Annotated in this window: 20 protein-coding genes; 10 read left to right on the top strand and 10 right to left on the bottom strand. The window is 69.0% G+C overall.

The annotated features are described in order from the left end of the window. Nucleotides 1-38 precede the first annotated feature (38 nt). Nucleotides 39-785, top strand: a complete 747-nt coding sequence (locus tag F1544_RS12305; RefSeq protein ID WP_167585752.1) for a hypothetical protein — start codon at nucleotides 39-41, stop codon at nucleotides 783-785. Nucleotides 786-866: 81 nt separating this feature from the next. Then, nucleotides 867-1,664 carry an HNH endonuclease gene (locus F1544_RS12300; RefSeq protein ID WP_167585750.1) on the top strand — a complete coding sequence of 266 codons (798 nt, stop codon included), beginning with the start codon at nucleotides 867-869 and terminating at the stop codon, nucleotides 1,662-1,664. A 3-nt stretch (nucleotides 1,665-1,667) separates the two neighbouring features. Here the strand turns inward: F1544_RS12300 and F1544_RS12295 are convergent, their stop codons facing one another. The 8 genes from F1544_RS12295 to F1544_RS26850 all read right to left on the bottom strand — a co-directional run bounded on the left by F1544_RS12295 (nucleotide 1,668) and on the right by F1544_RS26850 (nucleotide 10,977). Next, on the bottom strand, nucleotides 1,668-2,519 hold the full coding sequence (locus F1544_RS12295; protein ID WP_167585748.1) for a DUF4913 domain-containing protein: 852 nt from the start codon (nucleotides 2,517-2,519) through the stop codon (nucleotides 1,668-1,670). Next, a complete protein-coding gene (locus F1544_RS12290) occupies nucleotides 2,519-4,336 on the bottom strand; it encodes a type IV secretory system conjugative DNA transfer family protein (protein WP_167585746.1) in 1,818 nt (605 codons plus the stop codon). Before F1544_RS12290 ends, F1544_RS12295 begins: the two co-directional genes overlap by 1 nt. After that, complete coding sequence (locus F1544_RS12285) at nucleotides 4,333-5,874, bottom strand: putative type IV secretion/conjugal transfer ATPase (RefSeq protein WP_208971759.1); 1,542 nt, start codon at nucleotides 5,872-5,874, stop codon at nucleotides 4,333-4,335. The genes F1544_RS12290 and F1544_RS12285 overlap by 4 nt, the downstream gene beginning before the upstream one ends. A 374-nt stretch (nucleotides 5,875-6,248) precedes the next feature. Beyond that, nucleotides 6,249-7,754, bottom strand: a complete 1,506-nt coding sequence (locus F1544_RS12280; RefSeq protein ID WP_208971758.1) for an SCO6880 family protein — start codon at nucleotides 7,752-7,754, stop codon at nucleotides 6,249-6,251. Next, nucleotides 7,754-9,400 carry a TrbL/VirB6 family protein gene (locus tag F1544_RS12275; RefSeq protein WP_167585744.1) on the bottom strand — a complete coding sequence of 549 codons (1,647 nt, stop codon included), beginning with the start codon at nucleotides 9,398-9,400 and terminating at the stop codon, nucleotides 7,754-7,756. The genes F1544_RS12280 and F1544_RS12275 overlap by 1 nt, the downstream gene beginning before the upstream one ends. Before the next feature lie 2 nt (nucleotides 9,401-9,402). Beyond that, on the bottom strand, nucleotides 9,403-10,158 hold the full coding sequence (locus tag F1544_RS12270; protein WP_167585742.1) for a DUF8175 domain-containg protein: 756 nt from the start codon (nucleotides 10,156-10,158) through the stop codon (nucleotides 9,403-9,405). Between the two features lie 37 nt (nucleotides 10,159-10,195). Next, nucleotides 10,196-10,501, bottom strand: a complete 306-nt coding sequence (locus tag F1544_RS12265; RefSeq protein WP_208971757.1) for a hypothetical protein — start codon at nucleotides 10,499-10,501, stop codon at nucleotides 10,196-10,198. Further along, the gene (locus F1544_RS26850) at nucleotides 10,498-10,977 is read right to left on the bottom strand and encodes a DUF6668 family protein (RefSeq protein ID WP_373368076.1); all 480 of its coding nucleotides are present in this window, start codon (nucleotides 10,975-10,977) and stop codon (nucleotides 10,498-10,500) included. Before F1544_RS26850 ends, F1544_RS12265 begins: the two co-directional genes overlap by 4 nt. Nucleotides 10,978-11,287: 310 nt before the next feature. On the opposite strand from F1544_RS26850, the gene F1544_RS12260 reads away from it, so the two are divergent. The 8 genes from F1544_RS12260 to F1544_RS12225 all read left to right on the top strand — a co-directional run bounded on the left by F1544_RS12260 (nucleotide 11,288) and on the right by F1544_RS12225 (nucleotide 19,422). Next, complete coding sequence (locus F1544_RS12260; protein ID WP_167585740.1) at nucleotides 11,288-11,584, top strand: helix-turn-helix domain-containing protein; 297 nt, start codon at nucleotides 11,288-11,290, stop codon at nucleotides 11,582-11,584. Between the two features lie 143 nt (nucleotides 11,585-11,727). Beyond that, nucleotides 11,728-12,156, top strand: coding sequence for a hypothetical protein (locus F1544_RS12255; RefSeq protein WP_208971756.1), 429 nt, complete (start codon nucleotides 11,728-11,730; stop codon nucleotides 12,154-12,156). 2 nt (nucleotides 12,157-12,158) lie between these two features. After that, nucleotides 12,159-13,229, top strand: a complete 1,071-nt coding sequence (locus F1544_RS12250) for a M23 family metallopeptidase (protein ID WP_167585736.1) — start codon at nucleotides 12,159-12,161, stop codon at nucleotides 13,227-13,229. Nucleotides 13,230-13,302: 73 nt separating this feature from the next. Further along, on the top strand, nucleotides 13,303-14,835 hold the full coding sequence (locus F1544_RS12245) for an AAA family ATPase (protein WP_167585734.1): 1,533 nt from the start codon (nucleotides 13,303-13,305) through the stop codon (nucleotides 14,833-14,835). A gap of 116 nt (nucleotides 14,836-14,951) precedes the next feature. Then, nucleotides 14,952-15,359 carry a hypothetical protein gene (locus tag F1544_RS12240; protein ID WP_167585732.1) on the top strand — a complete coding sequence of 136 codons (408 nt, stop codon included), beginning with the start codon at nucleotides 14,952-14,954 and terminating at the stop codon, nucleotides 15,357-15,359. Nucleotides 15,360-15,608: 249 nt separating this feature from the next. Continuing rightward, the gene (locus tag F1544_RS12235; protein ID WP_167585730.1) at nucleotides 15,609-17,468 is read left to right on the top strand and encodes a hypothetical protein; all 1,860 of its coding nucleotides are present in this window, start codon (nucleotides 15,609-15,611) and stop codon (nucleotides 17,466-17,468) included. A 70-nt stretch (nucleotides 17,469-17,538) separates the two neighbouring features. Continuing rightward, a complete protein-coding gene (locus F1544_RS12230; protein ID WP_167585728.1) occupies nucleotides 17,539-18,372 on the top strand; it encodes a hypothetical protein in 834 nt (277 codons plus the stop codon). 51 nt (nucleotides 18,373-18,423) lie between these two features. Continuing rightward, a complete protein-coding gene (locus F1544_RS12225; protein ID WP_167585726.1) occupies nucleotides 18,424-19,422 on the top strand; it encodes an ABC transporter ATP-binding protein in 999 nt (332 codons plus the stop codon). A gap of 84 nt (nucleotides 19,423-19,506) precedes the next feature. On the opposite strand, the gene F1544_RS12220 is transcribed toward F1544_RS12225, so the two are convergent. Continuing rightward, the gene (locus tag F1544_RS12220) at nucleotides 19,507-20,061 is read right to left on the bottom strand and encodes a hypothetical protein (RefSeq protein WP_208971755.1); all 555 of its coding nucleotides are present in this window, start codon (nucleotides 20,059-20,061) and stop codon (nucleotides 19,507-19,509) included. A 104-nt stretch (nucleotides 20,062-20,165) separates the two neighbouring features. Beyond that, nucleotides 20,166-21,536 (bottom strand): hypothetical protein, encoded by a 1,371-nt coding sequence (locus tag F1544_RS12215; protein ID WP_167585721.1) that lies wholly within the window; start codon nucleotides 21,534-21,536, stop codon nucleotides 20,166-20,168. Between the last annotated feature and the right edge of the window lie 12 nt (nucleotides 21,537-21,548).

Here is a 21,548-nt window from a genome sequence, read left to right as displayed (position 1 = left end):
CGCCCCTTGGCCGCCTAGTGCATCGCGGCGGATGGGCCATGACCCTGGAGCTGATGGCGTTGGCCGTTGGCACCTTCCGCTCGACGCCCGACGACCGTCCCGACTGGAGTGGCATCGAGAACGTTGTCGGCACCCCTTCGAAGGCGCCGTCGTGGGGGCGTCTCATGGCCGACCCAACCTCACCTGCAGACGCTCGTCGTCGTCTCGTTGCCGCACTCGGTCGCCTCGACGAGTTGGGCCTCGTGCGACTCGCACGCAAGCGGAACGGGCGGCAGTCATGGATGGGGTGGCGACCACTGGCAGAAGACGGCAGCCGTCATGAGTTCACCCGCGCAGACGGTGGTCTCGAGGTACCCGTGGACTTCTGGCTGAACGGTTGGGCGCACTTGCTCACCCCGCCTGAGATCACCGCTTACATGATGATTCGCCATACCGCGACGGCGACCAACCTGGGTCGAGCGCATTCCACTGACGGCGTCGGACGCGCCCAGTCGGTACGCGAGCTGAAATACGGGGTGACCCAGACCAGCTACCAGAGCCTTCACGAGCTAGAGGAGTTTGGGCTTATCCATCGGACCCACGACCCGCGCGCTCCCGTGGAGCCCGGTGACGAGTCAGACGACCCTCGCGTCGTCGCACGGTTCCAGCTCCTCGACGACGGCCTGGCGGTGCCGGCCGCCCAGAAGCTGGAACATGTCTTCGAGCATCACCCAACCCCGTGGCGCATCATCCGGTACAACCCGGGATTCTCGGATTGGACCGACGACTTCTTCGGTCTCCTCTAAACGATTCACACGCTGCCCCGACGTCCCTCGGTGCGTGATGAGCCGACCACTCAGAGTAACGACATGAGGTAATGTACTGCCGTGGCGATTACGGATGCAGTCAGTCGGAAGCTCTGGATGCTGTCCGGTAATGAGTGCGCATTTAAGCTATGCACGGCTCGACTCTTCAATGAGCACGGTATTTATGTGGCGGAGCGCGCCCATATCGTGAGCGCAAAGAAGGCGGGACCTCGGGGCGAGAAAGATTTGCCCCCGGGGGCGGGAACCCATGACGATTTCGAGAACATCATCCTGCTTTGTGAACCCCACCATAAAACTATCGACTCGCTTTGGAAAGACTTCTCCGTCGATAAGCTAGTCACATGGAAGAGTGAGCACGAGGATCGATTCAGTAATGCGGCGGAGAAAATTAAGGATTCGATTACGGCCGCTCAGCAGATCGCCTCAACCATGCCGACGCGTGACAACTCGGCTCTCTGGCCGGGGCATGGTGCGGAGGAGTTCGCCCACGACCTTCCTTTTCTGCAGCACCTAGAGAATCGACTCTCGAGACTCGCACCATTGAGTCGCAGGATCTTGGCTGTCATAGTGACCCATGGGGTGCTGGATGGCGGAAAGTTGCGGCTAGATATTGTCGAGGCTGGTCGAATCTTCCAGATACCGTACGAAAGCGTCGAGTACTACGTCCAATCCCTCGTGACCCACGACTTTGTAGCAATCAACCATGAATCGGCTAGTATCTTTATCCATGGCGTGAGCCAGGAGTATTGGGGAGAGCGTTTCTGGGTGGACCTGCGAGAGATGCACCAGAGACTGCCGGAAAGTGATGCTGTCGCGCGTGTAATTGAGCAGAGCGACTTCGCTGTTCTGGGCAATTAGTCGCTAGTCACCAGGCTCCTCTCCAGAAGATGGTCGCGCAACGCGCGTATCTGGGAAAAGTTCCTTGGGTGGAGCAATGTACGGTAATGGGTCGCCAAACTCGCTTGTGTTCACGCTGTCGTCATAGACAGCCGGAAACGGACTGGTTGCGGGGCTCGTCAGGACGCCCAAGTGGTAGTCGGCGTGATCGCGCCACCACACGCTCACCCCGGTGGCGGGGTCGAGGCGAAGATGTTCCCAGGCCCGCCAGATCGCCTCTAGGCGGATGCGGGCTTCCGGGTACTTCCACCACTGCGCAGACCACAACCGGTTCTTGCCGTCGATGCGGGGCCGGTACACCACGCGCAAGTGCTCACGCACGAACTCGTCGACTGAGCCGTAGTGCAGTGACGGTTCGTCCGCGTCGGCTAGGGCCTTGGTCCCGTCCTGGGCGACGTGCTCGCTGACGGCCGCGGTCGTGGCCTCCTGGGCGCGGACCCGCAGCGCAGCAAGCACCTCTGGGGTCAGTGCCTTCGCCACAGACTCCTGAGCGATCTTGGCTACCTGGCGCTGCACTGCCGCCTGGACCGCCTCGTCCACGGCATGCGTAGCCAGGCTGCCGACGTCCACGCCCAGGACGCGCTGCGGGCGGTCCGCCCCGCTCACTCTGGGACCGGCGGGCTCGTCCAGTAGTTCTCCCGTCAGCTCGTCCACCGGGGGGTCCTCGCCGAGGTCCACGTCGTCGACCTCCGCGTCCTCGGCCTCGATGCCGTTGCCTATCCACTCAGCGTGTTGAGCGGTAGCAGCGTCCTCGCTGCCGTCGGCCGCGTTGGCTGATCCGCCCCAGTCCTCAACCCCCCAGTCGCTGGCGCTCATCACGCATCCGCCCCGGCGTGGGTGGCCAAGCTGCTGCGCACCGCGGCGAGCTCCACAGCCGCAACGTCGATGGTCACCCGACCTTGCGGGTCGTGAGCGAGGACGGACGCCTTGACCTCCTCCGAGTGAGGCCCGGTCATCCACGGCTGGGTCTCGATCATGGCGGGCCGGTTACCGGAAGACAGCACGATCGCGCGCCCCTTCGGAAGAGCAGCTAGGTCGTCGACTTCCAGGATGCGCTCCCGCTGCAGCTGACGGCTCGTGGTCCGCCGTCCGCGTCCGCTCGAGGACGAGGTCACCACTCGCTCGTAGTTGCCCAGTAGGCGGGACAGATTCTCCAGGAAGTCAACCTCACTGACACCGCCTCCGTAGACCTTGACGTTCGAGGCGCTCCACAGCTTGGCCATCCCCTCCTTGCCCCAGACCACGGCGCCTTGGGACCAGGACTGCAGGATGGTCATCAAGACGATCCCGCGGGACCCGTAGTGGCTGTAAAGGTTCGGCAGCTCCTTCCAGCGGCAGACGTTGGCGGCCTCGTCGAGGACTCCCAGCAGGGGTGTAGCCAGCCGGCCGCCGGCGCAGGTGGTGGCCAGCTCCTCGGCCGCCTCGACGACGGCGACGGTCAGTGCGGTGACCAGCGGTCCCGCGGTCCCTTCACCCTCCTTGGACAGGCTGTAGAGGGTTCCCTGTCCGCGCACGAAGTCGGCGGGGTTGAACTGGCGGCGCTCGTCACGCCCATCACGATCCGGTGTGGGGTTGACCCAGGCCGCGACCTGACGGTTGGTCAAGCAGGAGACGAACTGCTGGGCGCTGCCGTAGACACCAGCGCGCTGCTTGTCGGGCAGGTCGATGGTCGACTGCACGAGAGCGGCCTGCAGCGTGAAGCCGTGGCGACGCAGGATCGTGGCCGGCTCGGTCTCCGTGGGTCGGGTCAGCCACAGGTAGACGTCTGTGATCGGACGCTTGTCCAGAGCTGCAGCGAGCAGCAGGCCGGCGAGGAGGTCCTTGGCGGCGTTGTCGAAGTAGGCGTCGGTCTTGGCGCCCGCTTCCCGGGAGCCAGCCACGAAGTGACCCGCCAGGCGCGCCGCGCGCACCTCGTCGGTGACGTAGGACAGCGGGTTCCACCACCACCACGCTTGTTCGCCGGCGATGTTCTGCGGGTCGAAGACGAAGACGGGACCGGACTTCTCGCGCGGGTTCCGCGTGGCGTCCACGACGTCCCGCTTGTTCGAGGTCACCAGCACCGCGCCGGGGGCCGCGAGGATGGCAGGGATGGCCCGTGAGGTCGTCTTGCCGGTGCGGGGGCCCCAGATGTCGAGGTGCATGTCCTCCCAGGACCCGCACAGCGGGAAACCGCCGTTGACCATCCGACCGATCGGAACACCGGGCACCTCGAGGTCGCCGTGCATCCCGAGACGCCGGGCCGTGGCCCGTGCCGCCTCTGTGCGCAGGCTCTCCACGTCGCGGGCCCGACCCAGGTGGACGGCAGCGGGGTCCACGCGGCTGCGCTTCCTGGTGCCCTTCATGTACCAGCTCAGGACCACGACCCCGAGGGTCAGGAGCACCAGGGGGACCGCGGCGAGGATGACCCATCCGAAGACCCCGGGCCAGGGTAGGTCTCCGCCCAGGACACCGAAGGTTAGGGCGAACGGGTCCGACGGCAGGGTCACGTCGTCACCGGCCAGTCGGTGCCCGAGGTACATGGCGGCGTACAACGAACCCAGCCCGGTGATGATCAGGCCGACGGCGACGGACATGAGGACCGTCTCGGCGCCCATGCCTCCTGGCCCGTTGCGGCGGTTGGTCGTCGCGCTCATCGCTGCACCGCCTCGTCGCCGGTGGGCTGCTCAGGAGTCAGCGTGTCTGGGACCGTAACGGCCCCTGTGGGGAGGTCCTCGCCCATCTCAGGGGACAGGGCGGCCGGCGCGGCAGGCAGGGTGGGTGCATCCGTGGCCGCAGCGGCGTCAGCGGCCGCCGTCGTGAGGTCGATCGTTACGCTGGGGGCAGCCACCTCGTCCTCCTCCGCGTCGGGGTTGTAGCGGCCCACCCGCGAGAGCTCGTGCCAGCGCAGATTGGTGTCGTTGATGGCTCGTTCCGCGTCGGTGAGGGCGACGTAGACGGGGATGCCCGGCCGGGCGCCGACCTTGATCAGGAACTTCCCACGACCGGGCGGGTCTTCCGTTCGCCCTAGGGCGGAGTTCCACTCCCCCGGCGCTGACCACTCGGTGAGCTCCCTCATCTCCGCACCGGACAGCGTCACCGCCTTGCTCAGCCGCGGCATCTCCGATTCCGGCAAGCCACCGCAGACGACGATGCCGGCGCGCTCGACGAAGCCGCGAGCCTTCATGCGGTCCTCCTCCAGCGCCAGGGCTTCGAGGTCCTTCATCGTGTGCGAGGCCCACACGACTCCTGTCCCGGTCTCACGGTTCAGACGGGTCTGGCTGTTGGCCGCGTCCACGATGCGGCCTCCGAACTGCAGGGCCCGCCACAGCTCGTCCACGATCGTGAGGTAGTGCCGGCGCGGTTCGAGCCCGACGTCGGCGAGGACCTGGGCGATGTTGACGGTGGCGAAACCCGTCGACCAACAGGCCAGCAAGAGTCCGGCCGCCAGAGCGTCGTTGCTGTCGCCCGTGGAGGAGACGTCGTAGGCCACGGGGACGTCCATGCGCATCCGCGTCGTGGTGCCCCCGGAGAAGGTGTCGGCCATGGCCCCGTCGCCGCTGACGAGCGACCGGAGCGCGGCTTCCAGGTCCTCGGTGAGCTCCTGGTAGCGGGTCATGACGCCACGATCCAGGGCGGCATCCCTCAGCGGCTGAGGAGCCTGCTCCACCAGCTGCAGGAGGTCCGGCATCTCCGGCACCCGCTGCAGGGTGTCGTCGAGTATCAGCAGTGCGGCGTCGACGACCATCATCTCCCGAGCCAGCTTGGGACGGTCGGGCTGGATCAGCACGAGCAGCGCTTCGACCATCGACCGGCGCCGCTTCTGCGCGTCGGCCAACACCTCGTCGGCCTGCTGGTCGAAGCCCGCAGCCCGCAGTCGGCGCGCGGCACGCGCGGACTCTCCGGGGTCTAGGACGTTGAGACGGTCGCGGCCCGGGCCCAGAGTGATGACCTGCCCGCCGAGGGCGCGGACCATGCGGGTGTAGTCCGGCTTCAGGTCGCCCAGAGCCAGTGGGATCACGCCGTAGGAGCACAGCCCGACCGCCATCCGGCGGATCCAGGTGGACTTACCCAGGCCGGGCATCCCCAGGACGAACATGCTGGGGTTGTTGATCAGGTTGGCGCCACGGTCGGGCTGGAACCAGGAGATCGGGTCACAGCACAGCGTCGCGCCCGTCGTCTGGTGCTTGCCCATCGGAACCCCCACCATCGGGGTTCCTGCGCCCACGGAGAACGGCCACAGTCCACACACCTGCACCGTGGTCCCGCGGAACTCGGGTGGGGCCTCCACCCGGGTTGCGTAGCCACCGCCGGTGCGCGCCCACCCGCGGCTCGTTGGGCGCTCCGGCCGCGGGGTCTTGCTCGGCGTAGAGGGCGCGGTGCTCTTGCCTGCCGCGTGCGGGATCGCCTTGCGGGCGGCCTTGCGGTCAGCTCGACGCTGCGCCCGGTGCAGGCGCGACGTCCTCCCCTTCCGAGTGCCCTGTCCGGCAGGCTCTGCGCCCGTACCAGCACCTGAACGCCCCGCCGCGACGACGGTCTCCACGGTCGGGTCCCAGAAGTCGTCGCGGCTCACAGCTTCTCCCGCAGTTCGGTGGGGATCTTCACGTGCTTGGGCAGGACCAGTCCGAGCGGTAGCGCCGCGGCGAAGGCGGCGTCCTGGGTGCCGTACATCGGGCGCAGCTGCACTCTGGCCGTGGCACCCAAGGTGTCGATGGCGGCCCGGGCGAGGCGCTCCTTGCTGAGGTCGTCGACAGTGGCGGTGACCAGGAGGCCGAACTGCACGAGGCCGGCTCCGTTCGCCTCTTCTCCGGCGATGGCCTGAGCTTGGCGAGCCGCGACCAGTGCCCGCGCCGTGGGCTTGCTGGAGGAGCTGACCTTGAACTCCGCGGCCCGGAGGTTGGTCTCCACGATCGCCGACGCCCGTGCCGTCGGCAGCGGGCGGTACAGGAGGGTGACCCGCTTGCGGGCGATGTCGTCGTGCGGGGCCAGGAGCCGCTCCAGGACGTCGGACTGGCTGTTGCCGCGCGGGGCTTCGGTCATCCCCCACGTCATCGAGAACGCTGAGTCATGCCGGTAGCCGTCCCACGTCGCCTGCGCCGCGGCCGGTCCGACATCGGACCAGTGCAGGTCCGGGACCTCTCCGGCAGCGTGGGCCTCGTCGATGAGCGGTGCGGCGGCCGGGTCGTAGGCGACGCGGACGAGCTCGCACAGCTCCTGGGCGTTCACCAAGCGAGGGCCACCAGCGCCGGTGGCCGCCAGCTCAGAGGTCAGACCAGGCAGCCGGGCCGCCAAGTCGCGGCCCATGTCGTCAGGCTTGCGCCGCTTGCCGTCGATGCGACTGGCTGCGCTGAACGTCAGGGCGATGTAGGCCCGGACCTGCGAGGAGCCGACGGAGTACTCGTCGACGACCTGACGCATGACGGCCTGCGCGAACGCGGGGGCGTCGGGGTCGAGGTGTCCCTCCACCTCCTGCCGCAGTCGCGCGCCGCTGTCGGGAGCGGTCTCAACGGTCACCGAGGCACCCTCGAGGCCCGACTCGTCGGCCAGCTTGGCCAGCCAGCGGCCCCACCGCCCCACCCAGACGTCGACTTGAGCCTGTTCCACGAGTTCGCCGCCGACGGGTTCGGTGCCGATGACCACCGAGTACGTCCAGGTGGCCGGGCAGTAGAGCATCGCGAACGGGCGGCCGTAGGCGTCCTGGTGTTCGCTCAGGCGCACCCCAGCCACCAGCCCGGGCAGCTGGTAGGTGCCCCAGAGGGCCCGACCCAACGGCCCGGAGCGGTACAGGTGCAGGCCGCGGGCACGCGAGGACCACCACGCCGACCGGGCCGCCGTGCGGGTCAGGATATTCATCCCGTGCTTGTCGCGGGTCGTCACTGCGGCGACCAGGATCGCGACCACGAGGAAGACGCCCAGACCGGCCAGGAAGCCGACGAGCATCACGGTGAAGACGGTGAAGATCAGTCCGCCGAAGAGCATGAGGGTCCCCAGCGAGCCCAGGCCCAGCAGTCCCGGAGACGTCGGGCGCTGCCAGTTACCGTAGGTCCGTGGTGCTCTGTCTTCCAGCGTCGTCATCAGGACTTGCTCCCATCGCCTGTTGCCTGTCGTCCGAGGTTCTGTGCGGCCTGCTTGGCGCCGTCGGCGGCCTTCGAGGCGACGCCGATGGCTGCACCGGCGGCGATACCCACGGGACCGCCTGCCGCGCCTGCGGCTGCTGCTCCGCCCGCTCCGGCACCGCCCGCTGCTGCTCCGCTTGCCGCTGCTCCGCCTGCCGCAGCCCCGCCCGAGGTGCCGGCGGCTGCACCGGCGGTCGCCGGTGCAGCACCGGCGGCGGCGGGAGCTGCACCGGCGCTGCCGCTGGGACCGAGGGCCGAGGAGCCGCTGGGACCTTGTCCCCCGCCGCCGCCGGGTGAACCCTGCCCCCCGCCGCTGCCGCTGGGGCCCTGGCCTCCGCCGCTGCCGCTGGGCCCTTGACTGCTCCGTCCCCCGAAGCCGCTCCCGGCCAGGCGGCCGACGGCCGCAGCCCCGGTGGGCAGGGCGGCCAGCAGGCCAGCACCTGCGCCCGCCCCGCCGCCACCGCCGCCGAGGTTGGCCATCGGACTCACCATGACCATGAGGGCAGGGAGCATGATCAGTGCCAGGCCCATCAGGGCCAGGCCGGCGATGATGGCCACCAGCCCCGTGGAGTCCCCGGCGAAGGCGTTGGTACCCGCGAGCTGGAACGCGGCGGCGTAGACCACCGCGGCGGCGGGCTTGTAGAGGATGAACGCCAGCAGCCACGCCACGTGTCGCTTGAACCAGGTGCGTCCCATCTCGGTGTTGGCGAAGGACGCCGACAGAGGCAGCGTGCCGGTCATGATCACCAGCAGGCCCAGGCGAAGGACCATCAGTGCCACCTGGAAGAAGCTGGCCCAGATCGCGGTGGTACCCATGAAGATGACCGTCAGCGGCCCAAGGGGCACCACGGTCGACAGGCCGAGCAGGGTCATCATCTGTCGGCCGAAGCAGCTCCCGGCCGGATCGGTGATGTCGCAGGAGAGAGCGCCTTGAAGCAGCCACGCGGCGGTGGAGTCGGCGGTCTTGGTCAGCATGCTCACGAAGAAGGTGCCTGCACCAGCGACGACTACGAGGGTCAACATCGCAGACAGCCAGTTGCGGCCGGGCTCAGCGCGCTGGTGCCACGCCATCTGCGCGCCACCGATGATCGTGGCGCCGATCGCCACGGAGATCGTCACCCAGGTCAGCGACGACTGCAGGAACAGCACTGCTCCCGCGGAGCCGTTGGGGTTGGTGGGGACAAGGCGGGTGACCACTGCGCCGGCGGCGGAGATCAGGATGACCCCCCCCAGGATCCAGCTCACCCGGCCCACGGTGGCCAGGCCCTCACCGGCTCGCATGGACACGGCCAGCCTCGCTCCGAGGGCGATGAGGGACAGCACGGCGATCGCCAGTGACAACCACATGACGCCGTCCAGGACGGCGACCAGGTTTCCTGCGTTGGCGGGGGCCGCTCCGGCGGGGACGGGGGAAGTCCCTCCCGTTCCCGCCAGGTCCGGGGTCTTGATGTAGACCCACATGCTCCCTAGGGATGCGACGAACTTGCCGAACATCTCGGTGACGCCGTTGGCGAAACTCTCGAGCTGGCCGTCCAGGACGCTAGACACGCCTTTTGCGGCTTGGCACAGCGGATTTATGGCGTTCAGGCCCGTGCAGTCGGGCATGGTTACGGCCCCCAGGAGATGTAGCCGGCGAGGTTCGGGATGGTCGAGACGTCGATGAGGGTCGCGGGGTCCGTGACGACGAGCTTCCAGTCGCCGTCCTCCCAGCGCAGGTTGTAGACCATGGACAGGTCGACGGACTGTCCGGCCGCGGACCCGGTCACGGCCATGTCGACGGTGGCGGTCTCGCCGGTGTAGTCGAGGACCTTGAAGCCAGTAACGTTGGCGCGGACGCCGGACTCGAAGTCGCCACCGGCGGTGCCGCTCAGACCGTCACGCGGGGAGTCCTTGGTCATGAAGGAGTCAAGCCACGTCGCGGCGGTCGAGGTTTCCGTGCCCTGCGCGACCGCGTTGGCGGCCGCGAAGACCGCTCCGGTCACGGACCGCTGGAAGCAGGAGCGCACACCGCTGGCGTCGGTGCTACCGGGGCCGGCGGTCGATGACGTGGGGTAGGCGGTGGTGCCCTGGTACTGCCAGGAGGCCGCGGGTGCCGTCGTGAGGGTGGCCGCGGTGTCTTCTCCCGCCAGCCCGCAGATGCTCGTCGACTCCGCAGCATCGGAGGACTGCGGAGTCGACGAGGAAGAGCCCGCTTCGGTCTGGCTTGTCTGGGTGGGCACCGGGGAGGCCGAGCTGCCGCCGTCACGGGAGTTGATGATCGCCAGAACCACGGCGACGATGACGACGAGCCCTACAGCGACCGCCGACGCGATGAAGTACCACGTCGTGAAGGGGCTGCGGGTCCTGCTGTCCTCGTTGCTCATCACTACCTCCGCTTCGGTGTCCGGCTCGCGCGCCGGCTCAGGTGGCCAGGAAGCCGATCATCGTCCCTGCGCCGCCGATGATGCACACGCCGAACAGGGCGCTGGCGATGCGGCCGACGTGCTCGCCGCCTTCCCCGCGGCGACTGTTGAAGGCCATCAGGGCGCCGGCGGCGATGAGCGCTCCGACGCAGATGATCAGGGCGACCCACTTGCCCCAGTTAAGGACGGTGTCGATGGACTCCATGCCCGGCGGCCGCGCAGCGGTGGGGTCGGGGATGCCGTTCATGGGCAAGGCGGCCACGAGGTCGTTGGCCGAGGTCAAGGCCAGGTGCAGGGTGCTCATCGCAGGTCCTTTCGGTGAGGGTCGCCAGTAGCGCTTTGGTGAAGCAGGACGGTCAGCTCGTCCACGACGCGACGCACACCGCGCGGGGCGTTGGCGGGCTTGGCCGCGTCAGTCCGCCAGGACTCGACCCAGGGCAGCTCCCACACCCGCGGGACGCCGCCGGCGATGACCCGCAGCAGCTCACGCAGCGGCTGCGGTAGGCGTCCCGGGGAGTCCGCGGACACCACGAGCCCCAGGAGCTCGACGCCCGGGGTCAGGCCAGCAGCCCACTGCGTGGCTGCCGCCTGAGCGGCGCGAAGACCCCGGAGGTCCGAGCGCGCCATGAGGACGACCGGGGTGCGTCCCCAAACGCCGACACGAGGCCAGGCGTGCCCAGCCTCGGCCCACCCAGGGACGAGACCGGCGAGAGTGCTTTCTCCTGCCCCGCCGTGAGACCCCAGGCACCACAGATCCGCCTGTCGCTGCTGTTCCCGCATCGGGAGCTGGTCGACCAGGTCCGGTGCAGGAACCCCGGCGTGCGGGGTCGAGGGCCCGGTCGGTGCTGAGAGGTGGATGGTCGTGGTCGCCCCCGGTGCCGGTGCCGGTGGGGCCACGGGCTGAGAGAGCCAGGGATTGCGATCAGCACTCATGTTCGTCCTCCGATACCGTCGGCCTGCTGCGCCGACTATACCCACAGACTCAACCAGAGGGTATGGTGTACGTCAATGGACTACAGACCTCGACAGAGGGTAGGTTCCCTGCCATCGTCCACTCTGCCGGAATAATACCCGTCCAGGAGGTTGCACCATGACGTCGGAGTCAGGGCTCGACGCGCTGTTCGAAGGTCGAGGGCAAACCCTCAGCGCACCCGAAGTCGCCGAACTCCTGGCCCTGACCAAGCCCGGTCTCTACAAGTGGCTCAAGGACGGCGTCATCCCCGGCTACAAGGTGGGCGGAACCTGGTTCATTCTCCGCGACGAACTCAAGGAAACCCTGCGACAAGGCGCCAACGCTGCCCGAGGCCGCGACCCACACTGCGGGTCCAGGACCACCAACGACCATCGGAGCCCCCTGCGCTCCGTCATCGAGGGGACGTTCCAGTGAAGAAGCCGCTGCAGTGGACGAGCGCTGCACTGCTGGTAGGCGTCGTCGGCGCCTGCGGAGGAGGTGGGAGCACGACGAGGGAGGCGCCGCCGAACCCGACGCCCACGAGCACCATCCCCACCAGCAGCCCGCCCTCCGGCCCAGTGCTGCCCACCGACCTGAGCACCGTCCCCTCAGCCACCAGCGGCGACATCGATGAGGACACCGGCGAGACCATCGCCCCTCAGCCGGCGCCCACCTGGGACGAGCAGGCCCGCCACAATGCCAACGAGGCAGCCGAAGCGGCTATGACCGCCTTCGCCCGCCCCTTCCTGGACTACCCCACGTGGTGGGCTGACCTGTCCCCCCTGCTGACTCAGCAAGCGCAGCAGGACTACGCCTACGCCGACCCCGCCAACGTCCCCGCCCACGGTGTCGTCGGGGATGCACGCATCACCGACCAGACGAGCGCCTACGTCGCGAGTGTGACCGTCCCGACCGACGTCGGTCCCTACCTCGTCGTGGTCACCCGCGCCGACGCGACAGCTGGATGGCTGGTGGCCAGCCTCACCCCACCGGAGGGAGTGAAGTAACGATGTCGAACCGCAAGGCAGGAGTGGGGATCGGGTGCGCCGCCTTCGTGGCCGTCCCCGTCCTCATCGTGGCTCCCATCGCGGGGTTCCTGCTGCTGTTCGGCCCCAACGCCAACGCCTCCTGCAACCCCGAGGCCGGCAGCGTCTCCAGCGTCACCATCGAGCCCGCCTCCGTCCCGCAGAACAAGATCGGGAACTACGGCCACGAGCAGCTCGTCAACGCCGCCTACGTCATCCAGGCCGGGAAGGATCTTGGTCTAGGAGTCCGAGACCAGACCACCGGTGTCATGACAGCGATGGGTGAGTCCGGCCTGCGCGTCATCGACTACGGCGATGCGGCCGGGCCGGACTCCCGCGGGCTGTTCCAGCAGCGCGCCAACGGTGCGTGGGGCAGCTACGCCGACCGCATGAACCCCTACATCTCGGCGACGAACTATTTCAAGGCCCTGATGAAAGTCCAGGACCGTGAGTCCCTGGAACCCACGGTCATCGCGCACCGCACCCAGCGAAACGCCGACCCCAACCACTACACCAGGTACTGGGACAACGCGGTCGCCGTCGTGGAAGGCTTGTCCGGAATTGACACCGGGCTCGCGACCGGCACGGGGAACCAGGTGTGCGCTTCCACGGGCACCACCCCGGGGCAAGTCAGCACCACCGGCTGGGCTGTACCCGCAAAGGGACCCATCACCAGCCCCTTCGGCTACCGAATCCACCCCATCACCGGGGTGCGAAAACTTCACGCCGGTACCGACCTCTCCGGCGGTGGATGTGAGGGGCCGATCTGGGCCGCCCAGTCCGGCGTCGTGACTTTCGTCGGGTTCGACTCCGGCGGCAACGGCACCATGACCATCGACCACGGCGGCGGTGTCCAGACCAAGTACCTGCACGAGTATGCGTCCGGGATGCTCGTCAGCGAGGGGCAGCAGGTGAAGGCCGGCGATCAAATTGGTCGCGTCGGATCCTCCGGTGGATCCACCGGGTGCCACCTGCACTTCTCGGTCTACCTCAACAACAAGCCCGTCGACCCCGTCCCATTCATGCAAGGCCTGGGCATCACCCTCGGTTCGTAGAGTCCGACGAAACCCACGTGAAGCGCCTCGCAAGCCCAGCCCGGCTCGTCTCGGATCAGCGAAGGAGAAGCACATGACCACAGCTCCGGTAACCGCAGCCCCTGAGGCCGACGTCGCCCTCGGCAACGACGGGAAGGCCGAGGTGACGATCGCGGACACCACCCACTACGTCTCCGGCAACGACATCGACGACGCCCGCCAGCGAGTCCTCGCCCTGCTCGCCGCCCAGGCGGCCGAGCTGCGCCGCCCCCTGCGCACCCGCACCCACGGCGACGAAGGCGAATGGACGTTCATCGTCCATCCCGACGGGACGCTCGCTCCCGACGACACCGCCGCCGCCCCAACCGCCTCTGAGTCAGTGGCTGCGCCGGTCGTGGAGCCGGTCCCTGAGCCGCTGGTCGCGCCCGTCCCTGAGCCGGTGGCTGAGCCCGTCGTGGAACCCACCCTCACCCCTGCTGCGCTGGTCGTCCCCCTCGCACCGGCGCGCACCCTCACCTCCAGCCCTGAGGAGTCCTCGACCACCCATCCCACGGCCCCGCCCCTCGAGCGGCCCACGGGGTGGACGTCAGCCGCTACGCGAGTCGACACCGCTACAGCCCCGACTGCTGTCCCTGTCACTGACAGCCGGGCACTCCTCGACCAGGACACTGCGGAGACTGACCCGACCCCGGGGACACACCAGCACCCGAAGCAGCGGGAGTCCTTCCTTACAAGTCGCCAGGCCGAGTCCCCGGCCACACAGGGGTTGCGTGGCGCCGTGAGCCTCATGGGCCTGCGCGTCGGCCCCAGCGCCAGTGAATTGGCGTTCCGCGCCGACCGGCGTGCGGTGAGTCAGCACTGGCCCACCCCGCGCACGATCTACATCGCTAACGAGAAGGGCGGCGTCGGCAAGACCCCCACGGTGGTGTGCCTGTCCGCGGTGTTCGCGCGCTACGGCGGTGCCGGTGTCTTGGCCTGGGACAACAACCAGACCCGCGGAACCCTGGGGTGGCGCACCGAGCAGGGCCCCCACGAGGTCACCCTGCACGAGCTGCTGCCTCACGTGGGCGACCTCCTGGGACCCAACGCGCAGGCTGCCCACCTGGCCGCCTACACCCACCACCAGCGCGAGGACCACTACGACGTGCTCCGCTCGAAGCCGGTGAGCCTGGCTGTTGCCGACCGCGTCACCCGTACCGACGTGGACCGCATCCACCAGGTGGCCTCGAAGTACTACCGGCTCATCTTCATCGACAGCGGCAACGACGTCGCAGACCCGATCTGGCAGCGGGGCATCGACCACACCGACCAGCTCGTCATCGCCACCACCACCCGCGACGACCACGCCGAAGCCGGAGCCCGACTGCTCGAGGCCCTCACCGACCGCGATGAGCACTCCGCACGCCTGGCGCGCGAGGCCGTCGTCGTGGTCAACACCGCTGACGCCCGAGCCACCCGCGAGGACAAGAACCGCATGGTCACCGCGTTCGGCCACCTCGCTCGCGAGGCCGTGGTGATCCCCCACGACCCCGGCATGGTGGACGGCATCCTCCGCTACGACGGACTGCGCCCGGCGACGCAGCGGGCGTGGCTGAACGCCGCCGCCCATGTCGCCCGTGGACTGTGAGGCGCACCCGGGCGATCCAGGCTCCTCAGGAGCTGGTCCCCAGCTGGCCGCGCGTCTCTGCTTCGGTCCGTCCCGACGGCACCGGAACCTTGACCATCAACGGCACTGAGCGACCTGTGGCCGCCGGCGACGTCGTGCATCTGCGCTCTGGTGTCATCGCCCGCGCAGCGACCCTGGCTGCGCGGCTGCGCAGGCCGGTGCGACTGACCGTCACCGAGGAACCCGCCACCTGGACCCTCGCGGTTCGCCCTTCTGGCGTCGTTCAACTCCTCACCTCCGAGGACACCCTGCCTTCCGTCGCGGGCCTGCACCCTCACCACGGCCCCTGTCGGGAGTGCGGCGAGGAGCAGCCCGTCACGGCCGGTACTTGCCCCGCCTGCGGAGTCCAGGAGCCGCACCGTGTCGACGTCGTCCTCGGTGGACCGATGATCACCGACCTGGAGGCGTCGACCATGACGCGCTCCCGCACGGCCCACACGACCGACCTCGTGAACGGAGGTGGCGACGTGCGGAACAACGCCTGAACGACCGAAACCCCCGCCCTTGGGGAAGGGCGGGGGTCGGAGGTGAATCGCTCGATCTGGTTGTGCTTGGCGGCCCGACAGATCAAGCGGTGATCGACAAAGGACCGGCCGCGAGGTCGGGGCCTTCGCCTGTTCCACTCACTAGGAGCTATTGCCATCTTAGCCGCAGACCTCGGCGCCACGCCGTCTAATCGCAAGGCGATCGCGTGGGCGTTGACCGCAGCGATCAGCCCCCGCACCCGCGTGCGGGTGGCCACCGTCGACGCCAGCGGACAAGCCCTCAACGACTACGTCGCGACCTGGCCACTGACCGACCCAGCGCCGCCGGTGCCGTGGGCCGTCACCCTCACCGACACTCACGGCCGGTTCCGACTGTTGGTCTTCGACCTCGACGTCAAGACCGACCCCGCCGACGCAGCTCGCGACGAGGAGGTCCTGCGGGAGCACCTGACCGCGGCCGGCGTCGAGCACGTCGTCTGCCGCTCCGGCTCACGCGGCGGTCGTCACATCTGGCTTGCCTTGGCCGAGCCAGCCGACGAGGTGCTCGTCCGCGACGTCGCGACCTCGGTCGCCAGCACCTGCCCCAGCCTGGACCCCACGCCGCTGTGCAACGCCGTCACCGGCTGCTGCCGACCCCCCGGGGCCCCGCACCGGGACGGCAGCACCTCCACCGTGCTGCACGGTGACCTGTCGATCCTGCTGAGCCCGAGCACCACTCGTGCGCAACTACGTGCCTTCGCCGAAACGCTCAACGGCGCACGCCCCGGCGTACCTGTCACCGACCCCCGGCAGCAGGACGGTCCCATCCCCGTCGATGAGACCGGCCACGTCTACCTGCCTGGCACCCGCCGGGCGCTACCAGCCGCAAGCAGCGCCGCCCTGGCCGAACACCCCGGCCCCGGCGATGACGCCTCCAGCCTGCTGTGGCGCGTCCTGATCGGTGCAGCCGCCGCCCGCTGGCACCATTATGACGTCGCTGCACTGCTCGACTCCCCCGGCATGGAGTACGCGCGAACCGAACGCCTGCACGGACAGAGCCGCCGACGACCCCGCCCCACACGGGGCACCCGCTCAAGCACTGCCGTGCTGCGCCACCACTGGACCCGGGCAGTGCGTCACGTTGCTGCCGCCCCCCGCCAGACCGGTGACGACCCGACGTTCGACCCGCGAGCCGATGCTGTGGCCGCCCTCGTCGAGAACCTGCAGACCCGCGCCGATGCGAGCCCCGGCCGGTGGAGTACCGGAAGTGGCCCGGCAGATCGCCGCGTGCTGGACGTGCTGTGCCTGCTTGCCCTGCAGGGACTCGCCACGACCGTCGAAGCCGACATTCGCCGTCTGGCCTTGCACGCCGGCATTGGCCGCGAGACCGCGCGCACCGCACTGCTCCGCCTTGCCGCCAGCGACTGGATTGTCTGCGCCCAGAACGCCGAAGGACCCAACGGTGCCCGCTGGAACATCGACCCGCAGGCGACTGTCCACACCCACACCAACCATGCGCGGTCACAAGCGGACACGCGCCCCGCAGGGGCAGGGGCCGCCCGCAGAGGTCTCCTCATCACCCTGCTGACCCGCCGCACCGAGGCAGCCCGACACGACGTCTTCTTGCCCCACCGCGGTCTGGGGCTACTGGCAGGTAACACCTATGCCCGCCTCACCCGCACGACCACCACCCATGACCTCGCCCGCTCCATCGGGGCGGACACCTCGACCTTGGAACGCACCCTCGACCGGCTCGCCGGACACGGCCTGATCCACCCGGTCGCAGCCGGTTGGGCACCGGCGCGCCACGACCGCCGCGACGCCGTCGCCGACGCTCTGGGCACGAGCGGTGCCCTGGCCCAGCGCGCCGAGCGGTACACCGTCGAGCGCGACGTCTGGTCCTGGTGGCGCACGGAGCAGTCGTGGATGACGGCGCCCGGGCGCAGTGCGCGACGACGAGGCGCCTTGCCTCTGCACCCCGCTCTCGTCCTCGGCCAGCCGTGGGACGTCTACCCCCGGTACCCCCGCAGCGAACAACCCGGGCACCCCGGACGCCGTCGAGGCAACCACCGCGATGCGGCGGCCGCCGTGCGGGCAGGTGTCCTCGCTCACCTCCACCGCGCCGCATGACCTCATGCAGCACTCACAACCCGCCCACGTCGGGCCCCCTCCCTCACCTCGACCCAACGGAGCACGGCACATGAACCGCACGCCCACTCCCCCGTTGCCCCCTGCTACCGAACCTGCTGAGGGTGCGGTGCGCTGGACAGGGCTGCTGCGCTGCGAGTTGATCAAACTGACCAGCCTGCGGGCGATGCGATGGACCCTCGTCGCTCTCGGCGTCCTCATCGTGGGAGCCGGCGTCGCGATCACCGCCGGAAGCACCACCGGGGCCCGCCCCGCCGACGTACGACCCGGCGACATCGCCGCCGCGTTCAGCATCCCGTTGTCCGGAACCGTTCTAGCCCGCGGGTTGGTCGCTGCCTTCGGCGTCGTCGCCGCTACCGGCGATCTGGGCACCGGCATGACCCGCACGACTCTCATGGCCGCACCGCGTCGCGGGCGGCTCCTGCTGGCCAAGGCCGGAGTCGTCGCCTTACTGAGTGCCGGGGTCTGCACCCCTGCCGTGATCATGGTGTGGCTGATCGGCAACGCCCGGCTGAGTCACCACGGCCTGAACTTCCCCCTGGCCAGCTCCCACGCCTGGCTCGCCCTGGCTGGCAACGTCGCCGTCCTGGTCGGACTGGCCCTGGCCGGACTCGCCACCGGCGTCCTGATGCGCAGCGCAGCCGCAGCGATCTGCGCGGTTCTCGGCGCGATCCTCGTCGTCCCCGTCATCCTCCAGCTGCTTCCTGCAGGGGGGCTCACCGACGTCCTGAATCGGTGGTGGCTGACCGAGACGATCACCAACACCGTGGACGTCGTCGACCACACTGCGGCGCTGCCTGGGGGCGCGGGACTCCTGGCCTTCTCCGCCTGGCTGGTCCTGCTGTGTGCCGCCGCCGCGGCCTCGTTCACCTCCCGTACTGCCTGACCGCCTCAACACCGACGTCGCGTTGCAACACCGCCGCCTCAGGAGGTCCCCATGATCGAAGTCAGCAACCTGCGCCGGGTCTACCCCGGCCCTCTCCGCACGCGGCGCCGTTCCACTGCCGCACCGCGTGTCGTCGTCGACGACGTCACCTTCAGTGCGCGTGCGGGGCAAGTCACCGGCTTCGTCGGACCCAACGGAGCGGGCAAGTCCAGCGTCATGCGCCTGATCGCAGGGCTGGACCAGCCCACCGCCGGCACCGTACACGTCGAGGGACGACCCTTCGCGGAGCATCCTGCGCCGATGCGGGCCCTGGGGGTGCTGATCGACGCCAAGGCCGCGCATCCTGGACGGACCGTTCGCGACCACCTGCGCTGCCTGGCCGCCCTCACCGGCCTGACCCGCGCCGACGTCGACCACGCGCTCGAGCTCGTCGGTCTCACAGCAGCAGTCGACCGGCGTGTGGGAGCCCTCTCGCTCGGCATGTGTCAGCGGCTGGGCCTCGCCGGAGCCGTGCTGGGTAACCCGCGCACCCTGCTGCTCGACGAACCGCTCAACGGTCTGGACCCCGAGGGCATCCACTGGATGCGTCAGCTGATGCGCGACCTGGCGGCACAGGGCCGCACGGTCTTCGTCTCCTCGCATCTGCTCACCGAACTAGCCCTCACTGCCGACCACCTCGTGGTCATCGCAGGGGGCAGAGTTCTGGCCGATGAACCGATGACCGTGTTCATGCAACGCGCCGACGCCGGCGGGATCGTGGTCCGCTCCCCCGAACCCCACGACCTGCGAGACCTACTCAGCGGTCTCCTGCGCACCACGGTGGGAGCGGACTCGTCACTGTCTTCGCCGTCGACGGCCCACGGCACTCGAGACCAGCCGCGATCACTGACGATGCTGAAAGAGGGCGCCTTCGAGGTGCGGGGCTTGGACGCTGAAGTGATCGGCCGTGCAGCTGCTCGAGCCCGCGTGCCCCTGAGTGAGCTGACGAGCCGTCGAGCCAGTCTTAAGGAGACGGTCATGGCCCTGACGGGACCTAAGACCGAGGGCTAGGTCGCAGGAGAGACTGTTGTGAGCTGGCGCAGCTCTTGCGCACCCTGCCAGTGGTGGAGGTGATCGAAGCCTGCTGGTCCAGGGTCAGGCCGAAGCTCCAGCAGGTCGCGACAGCAGCCGGCTCAGGGGCCCGCGGCGTCGCACATTGGCTCGCTGCGACGCACTCTCAGTGACGGAAGGACCGTCCGGGCCGCCGTCGGCGACCCACGCGATGAGGCCACCGGTGGTGACCTCACGACGATCCGGAAGTCCCGCCTCGTCCAGCGACGACCAGAAGGTGCCCAAGTCGCCGGTGAGCAGCAGCAGGCGACCCTCTCGAGCTACGGACTGGCGCAGCTGCTCCACGGTGAAGTGGTCGGGGGCTGCCGGGCGCAGAGCCTCGCGGGCCTCCCAGCCTGCAGCCGGTCGGGTGGGGCGAGCGGGACGCAGCACTCCCCAGGCGTCGAGGGGCGTCCGCTGGGTCTCACTGGCCTTGAACAACCGTGCACCGCTGCCCTCTGCGGGCCATAGGTCAACCCGCAGGACGTCGGCGGTGGGGAGAGTCTCAGGGTGGTCCACTGCGTACTCCAGCGGAACGAAGCCCAAGGCCGGCAGGTCGGTCGGTTCGAGGGTCAGGTGGCTCTCGTCGACCAGGAGCACAGGGCTGCGAAGGCCCCAGGTGCTCGGGGGGAGGACTGCCCACGGGAACGACATGGGCTCACGGTACGAGACGGATGCCGAGGACGGTCGATTGAAAACAGCCCTCACGTCCTCTCGGCCAGCATGACCACCTGGGCCCCGGTCGCCGCCGCCTGCACCGTGGGCTTGCCGTTGGCCCGGATGAGCTGACGCAGGTAGCCCACGACCTCGTCCTCAGACCACAAGATCGGCGTCAAGACCGGCGTTGCTTCCTCGGCCGGGCCGGCCTTCGCCAGCACGATCTTGACCGCGGCTCGGGCGCAGGCCGCATCCACTGCGGCCTGGGAGGCCAGCGGGGTCTCGCTGAGCCAGCGCCACAGGCGGGTGGCCCGGACGGGTGCGAAGCCTCCGACCAGGCGAAGCAGCGGGTACAGCCGCGGAGCGAGGGCACGTAGAGCCCGGTGCCGGGAAGAGTCCGTGGCGCCGTGGCCCGTGAGTCGTTCCGCCTTCTCGCGACCCGTCGCAGACAGGTACTGAGCCAGCATCGGGCCGTGGTCGAGCAGCTCCATGGCCAGGCGGTGCCGCTGCTCCTGCAGGTCGGCTGGGGTGGAGGCCGTCTGCAGATCGCCGACGGGTTCGTAGGCGGTCCGGTGGACGTTGCCCAGCAGACGCCACATCGGGCGCAGGGTGTGCACGTCGTCCTCCCACAGCCGCATAAGGAAGCGGCTGACGCGGACGCGGTGGGAGAAGGTCAGTGGCGCCCACGCGCAGCCGACGACGAGGAGCATGCTGGAGAAGAAGACGCAGCTCAGCTGCAGAAGCGCGGCCTCGTTCTCACTCCACAGAGGAGCACCCAACGTCCAGCTCAGGCTCAGAGCCAACTGGCTGCCCACGATCGACATCGTCGCGGACGCGCCGATCGCTACCAGGCGCAAACTGATCCGGACCGCGCGGTCGTACTCCCGCTTGGCTGCACGCCAGGCAAAGACGGCCAGGCCCAGGCAGGTCACCGGTAGGTAGACCGCCATTCCCAGCGTGGAGACGAAGCTCGCCCACGTGGGTTGGTAGTAGTTGACGAACTCATCCAGTGCAGGCCCACGAGGCTGTGGTGGCTGCACGAACCACGGCGCGACGATGAGCACCAGGCAGGCGGCGGCGAACAGGTGGTTCATCCGCACCAGCCGGTGCGCGCGATCCCCGGCCAGGGAGTAGATCAAGCCATCTAGAGCGAAGAGGGCCGCCAGGGAGGCCCCCACGAGGTTGGCCACCCAGGCCGCACCCGGTGCGGTCCATGTCTCCAACCACCACGCCACGGGCCGGCAGTAGAGCGCGAGGGTGATGGTGTTGAAGGCCAGCGCGAGCCACTGCGACCGCTGCGCCTTGAGTGCGTGCTCACCCCGTGCAGTGAGGTTGCCTCGCGTCTCCCACAGCACCTGCCCGGGCAACAGCCCCCGCATCCGATCCTCAGGGACGCCGCCAGCGAGCAGGTCGCGCATAGCGAAGCAGGC

Source organism: Kineococcus rubinsiae (genome assembly GCF_011839805.1).
GTDB classification, from domain to species: Bacteria; Actinomycetota; Actinomycetes; order Actinomycetales; family Kineococcaceae; genus Kineococcus; species Kineococcus rubinsiae.
The sequence above is the reverse complement of the archived record's forward strand: the minus strand, read 5'-3'. Positions and strand labels throughout refer to the sequence as shown.